The 12,527-nt window shown below is 75.2% G+C and carries 1 protein-coding gene (cut by a window edge); it reads right to left on the bottom strand.

The window, feature by feature from the left end:
• Positions 1-12,525, bottom strand: partial view of a type I polyketide synthase gene (locus A4R25_RS02325; protein ID WP_064446437.1) — the 5' portion only. The gene continues 17,298 nt to the left of window position 1, outside the view; only the first 12,525 of its 29,823 coding nucleotides appear in the window; the start codon lies at positions 12,523-12,525; the stop codon falls past the left edge of the window.
• Between the last annotated feature and the right edge of the window lie 2 nt (positions 12,526-12,527).

Here is a 12,527-nt window from a genome sequence, read left to right as displayed (position 1 = left end):
GGGCCGGTCCCGACGCTGGACGGCCACCGCCAGCGCGTCATCGGCGAGCAGGTCGGCGTTCATGGCGGTCAGGACGCTCTGCGGGCCGATCTCCAGGAAGGTGTCGACCCCGGTGGCCCGCAGGGCGGCGATGCCGTCGGCGTAGCGGACGGCCTCCCGCACGTGCCGCACCCAGTACTCGGCGCGGGTGATCTCCTGCGGGTCGGCGAGCGCGCCGGTTAGGTTCGACACCACCGGCAGCAGCGGCGCCCGGAACGCCAGCCCCGCCAGGACGGCGCGGAACTCGTCGAGCATCGGCTCCATCAGCGGACTGTGGAACGCATGGCTGACAGTGAGCCGACGGGTCCGCACGCCCCGCTCGCGCCAGACCCGCTCCACCTCGTCCAGGGCCTCGACGGCACCGGAGACGACGACGGAGGCAGGCCCGTTGACGGCCGCGACACCGACCCGGCCGGTTATCCCGACGATCGACTCCGCCACCGCAGCCTCGTCGGCGGCCACGGCCAGCATGCCGCCGCCCGTCGGCAGCGCCTGCATCAACCCACCCCGCGCGGCCACGAGAACGCACGCGTCGGCCAGGGACAACACCCCGGCCACGTACGCCGCCGTCACCTCACCGATCGAGTGACCAGCCACCACGTCGGGCACGACCCCGAACGACTCCACCAGACGGAACAGCGCCACCTCGACCGCGAACAACCCCGCCTGCGTGAACACCGTCTGATCCAGCAACCCCGCCTCAGCGGAACCCGCCTCAGCGAACAGCACCTCCCGCAACGGACACGGCAACAACGGATCCAGCTGCGCAGACACCTCGTCCAGCGCGGTCGCGAACACGGGGAACAGGGCGGACAACTCCCGGCCCATCCCGGCACGCTGCGCACCCTGGCCGGAGAAGAGCACGGCCAGCTGCGTACGCGTCGTGCCGGTCCCCGTTGCCACGGCGGCGGCCGGCTCACCGGCGGCGAGCGCCCGCAGCCCGGCCAGCAGTTCGTCCCGGCCCGTCGCGGTGACCACCGCACGGTGCTCCAGCACGGCCCGGCTGACTGTCGACGACCAGCCGACGTCGGCGGGGCGCAGTTTCTCGTCGTCGGCGATCCAGCGGGCCCAGCGGTCGGCCTGCGCCGCGACGGCGGCCTCGGAGCGGGCCGAGAGCAGCACGGGGGCCGGCAGCGACCCGGCCGCGGGCGTCGGCGCGTGCTCGCCCCGGGTGGGCTCCGCTTCGGCGGGGGGCTGCTCGATGATCACGTGCGCGTTGGTGCCGCTGACGCCGAACGACGAGATCGCGGCGCGACGGGGCCGGCCCGCCGCGGGCCAGTCGCGGGCCTCGGTGAGCAGGGAGACCGCCCCGGCGCTCCACTCGATGTGCGGGGACGGCTCGTCGACGTGCAGCGTCGACGGCAGCACCCCGTGCCGCATCGCCATGATCATCTTGATGATGCCGGCCGCCCCGGCGGCGGCCTGGGTGTGGCCGATGTTCGACTTGATCGACCCCAGCCAGAGCGGCCGGTCGGCGGGCCGGTCCTGCCCGTACGTCGCCAGCAGGGCCTGCGCCTCGATCGGGTCACCCAGGGTCGTGCCGGTGCCGTGCGCCTCGACGGCGTCCACGTCGGCCGTGGTGAGCCGGGCGTTCGCCAGGGCCTGCCGGATGACCCGCTGCTGCGACGGGCCGTTGGGGGCCGTCAGCCCGTTCGACGCACCGTCCTGGTTCACGGCGCTGCCCCGTACCACCGCCAGGATCCGCCGGCCCTCCCGCTGCGCGTCGGAGAGCCGTTGCACGAGCAGCACACCGACGCCCTCGGACCAGCCCGTGCCGTCGGCCGACGCCGCGAACGACTTGCAGCGACCGTCCTGCGACAGGCCCCGCTGGCGGGAGAACTCGATGAACGTGCCCGGCGTCGCCATGACCGTCACGCCACCGGCCAGGGCGAGATCGCACTCGCCGCCGCGCAGTGCCTGCACCGCGAGGTGCAACGCCACCAGCGACGACGAGCACGCCGTGTCGACAGTGACGGCCGGGCCTTCGAGGCCGAAGGTGTACGCGACCCGGCCGGACAGCACGCTGCCGGAGGTGCCGGTGCCGAGGTAGCCGCCCACGCCCTCGGGCAGGTCCTGCACGCCGGAGGCGTAGTCGTGGTACATCAGCCCGGCGAAGACGCCGGTCCGGCTGCCACGTAGCCGCGACGGGTCGAGGCCGGCCGACTCGAACGTCTCCCAGGACGCCTCCAGCAGCAGTCGCTGCTGCGGGTCCATGGCGATCGCCTCGCGCGGCGAGATGCCGAAGAAGTCCGGGTCGAACTCGGCGGCCCCGTACAGGAAGCCACCGTGGCGGGTGTACGACGTCCCGGGGTTGTCCGGGTCGGGGTGGAAGAGCCGGTCGAGGTCCCAGCCCCGGTCGGTGGGGAACTCGCCGATACCGTCGGCGCCGGCGGCGACCAGCTCCCACAGCTGCTGCGGGTTCGTCACGCCGCCCGGGTAGCGGCAGGCCATGCCCACGATGGCGATCGGCTCGTCGACGTTTGTCGCCCGCACGGCCCGCTGCTGCTCGGCGACCTGGCCGGACAGCTGCTCGTACAGGTGCTCCGACAGGGCAGCGGGGGTCGGGTAGTCGAAAACGAGCGTCGACGTGAGCCGCAGTCCGCTCGCGCTGTTGATCCGGTTACGCAGCTCGACGGCGGTCAGCGAGTCGAAGCCCAGTTCCCGGAACGCCCGGTCGGCCGGCACCGCATCGGCGCCGCCGTGGCCGAGCACCTGCGCGATCATCCCGCGCACCAGCAGGGCCACCTGCGTACGCGCCTCCTGCGGGTCGAGGCCGGCCAGCCGGTCGGCCCACGCGCCGGTGCCGGAGCGGCGACGCTTCGCGGCCGGTCCCACCAGGCCCCGCAGCATCACCGGCACCCGGCCGGCGGCGGTCCGTGCCCGCATGGCGGGCAGGTCGACAACGGCCGGCACCAGCGCCGCGCCGCCGTGGGTCAGGGCGGCGTCCCACAGCCCGAGCCCGACCGGGGCGGTCATCGGGACCAGACCGGCCCGGGTCACCCGCGCCCGGTCGGTGTCGTTGATCGACGCGGCCATGCCGTCGGTGTCCCACATGCCCCACGCGAGGCTGACGGCGGGCAGCCCGCGCTGCGCCCGCAGCACGGCGAGGGCGTCCAGGAAGGCGTTGCCGGCCGCGTACGCGGCCTGGCCGGGAGAGCCGAGCACCCCGGCGACGGAGGAGAAGAGCACGAACAGGTCGAGGTCCAGCTCGGCGGTCGCCTCGTGCAGCCACCAGCCCGCCGTGACCTTCGGGGCCAGCACGTCCGCCAGCCGGTCGGCGGTGATCCCGCTGACGATGCCGTCGTCGAGGACGCCGGCGGTGTGGACCACCCCGGCCAGGCGGTCCTCGGCGGTGATGGACCGGACCAGCTCGCCGACGCGCTCACGGTCGGTCACGTCCGTGGCGACCACGCGGGCGGTCGCGCCCAGCGCGGCCAGCCGCCGCACCAGCTCGTCGGCTCCGGGGGCCGCCGGGCCCTGCCGGGACGCCAGCACCAGCGAACGCACGCCGTAGGCGGTGACGAGGTGTTCGGACACCAGGGCGCCCAGCGATCCGGTGCCGCCGGTGACGAGGACGGTTCCCCCGCCGAGGGTCGCCGGGGTCCGCGCGGCGCCCGTGGCGCGGACCAGCCGCGGCAGGTACGCCGTACCCGAACGCACCGCGACCTGCCCGCCGAGGTCGGGGTCGTCGGCGGCTGCGGCGAGCAGGGCCAGCAGGTCGGCGTCCAGGTCGGCGCCGGGTTCCAGGTCGGCCAGCACGAGCCGGCCGGGGTGCTCCGACTGGGCCGAGCGCAGCAGGCCCCAGACCGCCGCCCCCGCCAGGTCGCTGACGCGGTCGTCGGCGCCGGTGGTCACGGCGCCGCGGGTCACGACGACCAGCCGCGAGTCCGCCAGCGGCTCGGCCGCCAGCCACGCCTGCACCGCGCCGAGGACGTCCGTCGTGGCGGAGCGCACCGCGTCGGGCACGTCCGTCCCGGAGGTCGCCGGGGTGACGGGTAGCAGCAGCGCCGCCGGGGCGGTGCCGTCCGTCGCCGCCGTGGTCAGAGCGGCGACGTCGGCGTACGCCGGGAGCTGCGGCGCGCCGTCGAGCGGGCGGTCACCGAGCACGGCCCAGCCGTACGCGCCGTCGGGCGCGGCGATCTGCTCGGGCTGCCAGGAGACCTCGAACAGGGATCGGTACGCCTCGTCCGGCGCGGCCGCCAGGCCGGTCATCTCGCGCAGTGCCAGCGAGTCCACCGACACCACGGGCACGCCCGTCTCGTCGGCGGCGACCAGCCGCACCGAGTTGCCGGAGGCGGTGAGGCGGACCCGGAGCGTCCGGGCGCCGACGGCGTGGACCTGCACACCCTCGAACGCGAACGGCACCCGGGGACCGCCGCCCGACTGGTCGGCGGGCAGCAGCCCGACGGGGTGCAGGGCGGCGTCCAGCAACGCCGGGTGCACCCCGAAGCCCGCCGGGTCACCGGTGACCTCGTCGGGGAGGGCGACCTCGGCGAACACCTCGCCGTCGGCGGTCCACGCCCGGCGCAGGCCCCGGAAGACCGGCCCGTACGCGAGCCCGTGCTCGGCGACCGTCGCGTACCAGCCGGTGACGTCCACCTCGGACGCGCCGGGTGGCGGCCAGGCGCCCGGGGTGGGCTCGTCGGCAGTGGGGACGCCGACGAGCCCGTCGGCGTGCCGGGTCCAGCCCGACTCGGAGTCGTCCTCGGGCTGGGAGTGCACGGTCACCGAGCGGCTGCCGGTCCCGTCGACGGGACCGACCCGGACCTGGACCCGTACCCCGCCGCCGGTGGCGGGCAGCACGAGCGGGGCGAGCACTGTCAGCTCGCGGACGCGGGAAGCGCCGACCTCGTCGCCCGCGCGGACGACGAGGTCCACCAGCGCGGTGCCCGGCACCACCACGGCGCCGGAGACGATGTGGTCGGCGAGCCACGGGTGCGTCGGCACCGACAGCCGGCCGGTCAGCACCACCATGTCCTCGCCGGCGACCGACACCGCCGCGCCGAGCAGCGGGTGCCGCGCCACGCCGAGGCCGGCCCCGGAGACGTCGGCGGACTGGCCGGTGGGCGGCAGCCAGTACCGCTCCCGCTGGAAGGCGTACGTGGGCAGGTCGACTCGCCGTGAGCCGGTCTCGGCGAACCACTGCGTCCAGGTCACCGGCATCCCGTGCACGTGCAGTTCGGCCAGGGCGTGCAGCAGCGCGTGCGCCTCCGGACGGTCACGGCGCTGCACAGCCACCGCCAGCACGGCCTCGTCATCAGGCAGCATGTCGGCGGTCATCGCGGTCAGCACGCTCTGCGGCCCGACCTCCAGGAACGTGTCCACACCGGCAGCCCGCAGAGCGGCGATCCCGTCGGCGAACCGCACCGCCTCGCGCACATGCCGCACCCAATACTCCGGCGTGCAGATCTCGCCTGCGTCGGCCAGGGCACCCGTCACGTTCGACACCACCGGCAACAACGGCGTAGCAAACGTGAGGCCGTGCAGGACCGCGCGGAAATCGTCAAGCATCGGCTCCATCAACGGACTGTGGAACGCATGGCTCACCGTCAGCCGGCGAGTGCGCACGCCCCGCTCCCGCCAGACCCGCTCCACCTCGTCCAGGGCCTCGACGGCACCGGAGACGACGACGGCGGCAGGCCCGTTGACGGCCGCGACACCGACCCGGCCGGTCATCCCGACGATCGACTCCGCCACCGCAGCCTCATCGGCGGCAACGGCCAGCATCCCGCCACCGGTCGGCAGCGCCTGCATCAACCGACCCCGCGCGGCGACGAGCTGACACGCGTCGGCCAGGGACAACACGCCCGCGACATGCGCCGCGGTCACCTCACCGATCGAGTGACCAGCCAGCATGTCCGGCACGACCCCGAACGACTCCACCAGGCGGAACAACGCCACCTCGACCGCGAACAACCCGGCCTGCGTGAACACCGTCTGGTCCAGCAACCCCGCCTCGGCGGAACCCGCCTCAGCGAACAGCACCTCCTTGAGCGGACGCGGCAACAACGGATCCAGGTGACTGCACACCTCGTCCAACGCGGCGGCGAACACCGGGAACAGGGCAGACAACTCCCGACCCATCCCGGCGCGCTGCGCACCCTGACCCGAGAACAACAGCGCCAACTGGCCGCGCTGGCCGCCCGGGCCGGTGAGCACGCCGGCCGAGACCTCGCCCGCCGACACGGCTTCGAGGCCCGCCAGCAGTTCGTCCCGGCTCGCCCCGGACACGACGGCCCGGTGCTCCAGTACGGAGCGCGACGCCACCGACGACCACGCCACGTCGAGCGGGCGCGGGGCCCCGGTGCCGCCGAGCCACTGCGCCCAGCGGCCGGCCTGTGCCGACAGCCCGGCGGCGTCGCGGGCCGACAGCAGCAGCGGCAGCACCGCCGGCACCCGGGACGGCTCGTCACCGGTGACCGGCTCGTCGCCGTCGGCCGGCTCGTCCGCGTCGGTCGGCGTGGGCGGCTGCTCCAGGATCAGGTGCACGTTCGTACCGCTGATGCCGAACGACGACACGGCGGCCCGGCGGGGCCGGTCCACCGCCGGCCAGGGGCGCGCCTCGGTGAGCAGGGAGACCGCGCCGGCGGACCAGTCCACGTGGGGGGTCGGCTCGTCGAGGTGCAGGGTCCGTGGGAGCAGGCCGTACCGCATCGCCTGCACCATTTTGATCATGCCGGCGACGCCGGCGGCGGCCTGGCTGTGGCCGATGTTCGACTTGATCGAGCCGAGCAGCAGCGGCCGGTCGGCGGGGCGGCCCTGGCCGTACGTGGCCAGCAGGGCCTGCGCCTCGATCGGGTCACCGAGGACGGTGCCGGTGCCGTGCGCCTCGACGGCGTCCACGTCGGCCGTGGTCAGCCGCGCGTTCGCGAGGGCCTGCCGGATCACCCGCTGCTGGGCCGGCCCGTTGGGGGCGGTGAGACCGTTGGACGCGCCGTCCTGGTTGACGGCGCTGCCGGCGAGCACGGCGAGCACCTGGCGGCCCTGCCGCCGGGCGTCGGAGAGGCGCTGGACGAGCAGCACGCCGACGCCCTCCGACCAGCCGGTGCCGTCGGCGTCGGCGGCGAAGGACTTGCAGCGCCCGTCCGGGGCGAGGCCGCCCTGGCGGGAGAACTCGACGAAGGCGCCGGGCGTCACCATGACGGTGACGCCGCCTGCCAGCGCCATGTCGCATTCGCCGCCGCGCAGCGCCTGGGCGGCCAGGTGCACAGCCACCAGCGAGGACGAGCAGGCGGTGTCGACCGTCACCGCCGGGCCCTCCAGCCCGAAGGTGTACGACACCCGGCCCGAGATGACGCTGTGCGCGCCGCCGGTGAGCTGGTAGCCGGCCAGCTCGGCCGGGGTGTCGGTGGTGCCGTAGCCCGACGGGGAGGCGCCCACGAAGACGCCGGTACGGCTGCCGCGCAGCTCCTCCGGGTCGATGCCGGCCTGCTCCATGGCCTCCCAGGACGCCTCCAGCAGCAGCCGCTGCTGCGGGTCCATGGCGACGGCCTCGCGCGGCGAGATGCCGAAGAAGCCCGGGTCGAATGTGGTGGCGCCGTCGACGAAGCCGCCCTCGCGGGTGTGTGAGACGGGTTGCCCGTCGGCGTCGACGGCCAGCAGCCGGCCCATGTCCCAGTGGCGGTCGTCGGGGAAGCCGCTGATGCCGTCACGCCCGGTGGCGACCAGCTCCCACAGGTCGTCCGGGTTGGCCACGCCGCCCGGGTAGCGGCAGCTCATGCCGACGATGACGATCGGGTCGTCGTCGACCGGCCCGGCGGGGCCCCAGGCGGTGACGGTCTCGACCTCGTGCAGGCGCAGCGTCGCCGACAGGTGGTCGGCGAGGGCGGCCGGGTTCGGGTAGTCGAAGACCAGGGTGGTGGGCAGGTTGAGGCCGGTGGCGGCGCCGAGCCGGTTGCGCAGCTCGACGGCGGTCAGCGAGTCGAAGCCGAGTTCCTTGAACGCCCGGTTGGCCTTGACCAGTTCGGTGCCGGAGTGGCCGAGCACGGCGGCGGTGTGCGTGCGTACGAGCTCGGTCAGGTGGCGGTCCTGCTCGGCGCGGGGCAGCGTCAGCAGGTGCTGCCGCAGCCCGCCGCCGACGGTCCCCTCCGGTTCCGCGTCGACCACGCGCAGGGCGTCGCGCGCCTCGGCGATGTCGTCGAGCAGGGGGCGGGCGCGGGCGGCGGCGAACGCCGGGGTGAACAGGGACCAGTCGACGTCCGCCACGGTCACCGCCGGCCCGGCCCGGCCGACGGCGCTGCGCAGCGCGTACACGGCCTGGGCCGGCGACATGGGGCTGAGGCCACGGCGGGCCAGCAGTTCCTGCCCCTCGCCGCTGGCCATGCCGCCGTCGGCCCAGGGGCCCCACGCCACCGCGGTGGCGGTCAGGCCGCGGGCGCGGCGCCGCTCGGCGAGGGCGTCGAGGAAGGCGTTGCCGGCGGCGTACGCGGCCTGGCCGCCGCTGCCCCAGATGCCGGCGATGGAGGAGAACAGCACGAACGCGTCGAGCGGTCGGTCGCCCAGCAGCTCGTCCAGGTGCACGGCGCCGGCGATCTTGCCGTCGAGCACCCCGGCCAGGCCGGCGAGGTCGGTGTCGACGAGCAAGTTCAGCTGGCCCACCCCGGCGGCGTGCACCACCGCGGTCAGGGGCGCCGGGTCGGCGTCGACGTCGCGCAGCAGCGCCTCGACGCGGGCGCGGTCGGCCATGTCGGCGGCGACCAGGCTCACCCGGGCGCCGAGCGCGGTCAGTTCGTCGCGCAGCTCGGCCGCCCCGGGGGCGTGCTCGCCGCGGCGGCTGGTCAGCACGAGGTGCTCGGCGCCGTTGGCCGCCGCCCAGCGGGCCACGTGCGCGCCGAGCGCCCCGGTGCCGCCGGTGACGAGGACGGTGCCGGACGGCTGCCAGCGGTCGACGGTGCCGACGGCCGCCGGCGTGGCGCGCACCAGGCGCCGCACGAAGACGCCGGAGGGCCGCACGGCAACCTGGTCCTCGTGGCCGCCCCCGGTCAGGACGCCCACCGCGTGGTCCCAGTCGCCGCGCCCGGGCGCGTCCGGCAGGTCGACCAGGCCGCCCCAGAGCTGCGGGTGTTCCAGCCCGGCGACCCGGGCCAGGCCCCACAGCCCGCCCTGGGCGACGCTGCGCACCGGGTCGGTGTCGCCGGTGCCGACAGCGCCCCGCGTGAGCATCCACAGTGGTGTCGCGACGTCGGCGGCGTGCAGGGCCTGCACCAGCGTCATCGTGGCGGCCGTGCCGAGCGGCACCGCCGGCTGGCCGGGGTGGGGTCGCTCCAGCAGGCCCAGCAGGGAGACGATCCCGGTGAACGGGGTGTCCCCCGCGGCGCCGGCCAGCCGCGACGTCACCTGGTCGCGCTCGGCGAGCGGGTCCACCGCCAGCCGGGACACCTCGCCGCCGGCGGCGCTCAGCGCCCCCGCGAGCGCCCCGGCCCGCTCGGTCGTGGCGGCGTCGTCGGCGGGCTCCACGAGCAGCCAGCGTCCCGGCGGGGTGAGCGGTGCGGGGACGGTGGTCCGCTTCCACACCACCCGGTACGACCAACTGTCGACTACGGCGTCCCGCAGCCGCGCCTTGCGCCAGGACGACAGGACCGGCAGGGCCGGGGCCAGGACGCCCGCCCCGTCGGTGCCGAGCTGCGCGGCGAGGGCCGCCACGTCGGAGCGCTCGACGGCCGACCAGAACTCGACGTCCACCACGTCCGGGCTGACCGGGCCGGTGGCCGAGGCCGGCATCTGCTCGGGCCAGTAGCGCTGCCGCTGGAACGCGTACGTGGGCAGGGCGACCGGGGTCGCTCCGGCGCCGGCGTAGAGGGCCGCCCAGTCGACGGGTACCCCGTTGACGTGCAGCTCGGAGAGGCCGGCGAGCAGGGCCCGCGCCTCGGCGCGGTCGGCGCGCTGCGCGGCGACGGCCAGCACCCCGTCGTCGGCAGGCAGGATGTCGCCGACCATCGCGGTCAGGACGCTGCGCGGGCCGATCTCCAGGAACGTGTCCACCCCGGCGGCGCGCAGCGCGGCGACCCCGTCGGCGAAACGCACAGCCTCCCGCACGTGCCGCACCCAGTAGTCGGGACTACGGATCTCGTCGACGTCAGCCGGCGCACCGGTCACGTTCGACACGACCGGCAACGCCGGCGCCTCGAACGTCAACCCGTCCAGGACCACCCGGAACTCGTCCAGCATCGGCTCCATCAACGGGCTGTGGAACGCATGACTCACCGACAACCGGCGCGTACGCACACCCCGCCCACGCCAGACCCGCTCCACCTCGTCGAGCGCCTCCACCGCACCGGAGACCACCACCGACGTCGGCCCGTTGACAGCCGCGACCCCCACACCGGTCAAGCCGTCCAGCGTCGCCAGCACATCGGCCTCGGCCGCCGCGACGGCCAACATCCCACCACCGGCCGGCAACGCCTGCATCAACCGGCCCCGCGCCGCCACCAACACACACGCATCCGCCAGCGACAACACCCCCGCCACATGCGCGGCCGTGACCTCGCCGATCGAATGACCGCCGACCAGGTCGGGGGCGACGCCGAACGACTCCACCAGGCGGAACAACGCCACCTCGACCGCGAACAGACCCGCCTGCGTGAACACCGTCCGGTCCAGCAGCTCCGCCTCGGCGGAACCCTCGGGTGCGAACAGCACCTCCTTGAGTGGGCGCGGCAACAGCGCGTCGAGCTGTGCGCACACCTCGTCCAGCGCGGCGGCGAAGACCGGGAACTCCGCGTACAACTCCCGGCCCATGCCGGCACGCTGCGCGCCCTGACCGGAGAAGAGCACCGCGAGCGGACCCCGGTCGGCGGCCTGCCCGGCGACCAGCGCGCCGGACGGCTGGCCGGCGGCGAGGGCGCGCAGCCCGGCCAGCAGCTCCTCGCGGTCGGTGGCGGTGAGCACCGCGCGGTGCTCCAGCGCGGAGCGTGACACGACCGACGACCAGCCGACGTCCACGGTGCGCAGGGCCTCGTCGTCCTCCAGCCACCGGGCCCAGCGACCCGCCTGCGCGCTGAGCGCTGCCTCGGAGCGGGCGGAGAGCAGCACGGGCACCGCCGGCAGGGCGACGGTCGGGGCCGGCCCGGTGTCGGCGGGGTCGGCGGGGTCCGGGGCGGGCGGTTCCTCGATGATGGTGTGCGCGTTCGTGCCGGAGATCCCGAACGACGACACGGCCGCCCGGCGGGGACGGTCGGTCGCGGGCCACGGCGTCGCCTCGGTCACCAGCGACACCTCGCCGGCCGACCAGTCCACCTTCGGCGTCGGCTCGTCGACGTGCAGGGTGGACGGCACGAGCCCGTGCCGCATCGCCATCACCATCTTGATCACACCGGCCACACCGGCGGCCGACTGGCTGTGGCCGATGTTCGACTTGATCGAGCCGAGCAGCAGCGGCCGGTCGGCGGGGCGGCCCTGACCGTACGTGGCCAGCAGGGCCTGCGCCTCGATCGGGTCACCGAGGACGGTGCCGGTGCCGTGCGCCTCGACGGCGTCCACGTCGGCCGTGGTCAGCCGCGCGTTCGCGAGGGCCTGCCGGATCACCCGCTGCTGGGCCGGCCCGTTGGGTGCGGTGAGACCGTTGGACGCGCCGTCCTGGTTGACGGCGCTGCCGCGGATCACGGCGAGGATCGGGTGCCCCTTGCGCTGCGCGTCCGACAGCCGCTCCACCAGCAGGATGCCGACGCCCTCGGACCAGCCGGTGCCGTCGGCGGCGGCGGCGAACGACTTGCAGCGGCCGTCCGGGGCGAGCCCTCGCTGCCGGGAGAAGCCCACGAACGGGCCGGGGGTGGCCATGACGCACACGCCGCCGGCCAGGGCCAGGTCGAAGTCGCCCTGCCGCAGCGCCTGGCACGCCAGGTGCAGGGCGACCAGCGACGACGAGCAGGCGGTGTCCACGGTGACCGCGGGGCCCTCCAGGCCGAGGGCGTACGCGATCCGCCCGGAGACGACGCTGGTGGCCGTACCGGTCAGCAGGTAGCCCTCGTCGGCGCCCTCGGCCTCGCTCTGCGGGCCCATGCCGTAGCCGTTGGCGGCGGTGCCGACGAAGACGCCGACCTTCTGCCCCCGCATCGAGGCGGGCGCGACGCCGGCGTGCTCGAACGCCTCCCACGACGTCTCCAGCAGCAGCCGCTGCTGGGGGTCCATCGCCACGGCCTCGCGCGGCGAGATGCCGAAGAACTCCGCGTCGAAGTCGGCCGCGTCGTAGAGGAAGCCGCCCTCGCGGGTGGTGGAGCGGCCGGCCCGGTCGGCGTCCGGGTCGTACAGGTTGTCCAGGTCCCAGCCCCGGTCCGTCGGGAAGCCGCCGATCGCGTCGCCGCCGGAGGCCACCAGGTCCCAGAGCTGCTCGGGGCTGGCGACGCCACCCGGATAGCGGCAGGACATCGCGACGATGGCGATCGGCTCCCTGGCGGCGGCGGTCAGCTGCTGGTTGAGCTGACGGAGGCGGCCCGTCTCCTTGAGCGACGCGCGAAGCGCCTCGACGACCTTGTCTGCGGACGTAGACATCA

Origin of the sequence: Micromonospora sp. NBRC 110037 (assembly GCF_001652995.1) — a bacterium.
Classification (GTDB): domain Bacteria; phylum Actinomycetota; class Actinomycetes; order Mycobacteriales; family Micromonosporaceae; genus Micromonospora; species Micromonospora chalcea.
The sequence above is the reverse complement of the archived record's forward strand: the minus strand, read 5'-3'. Positions and strand labels throughout refer to the sequence as shown.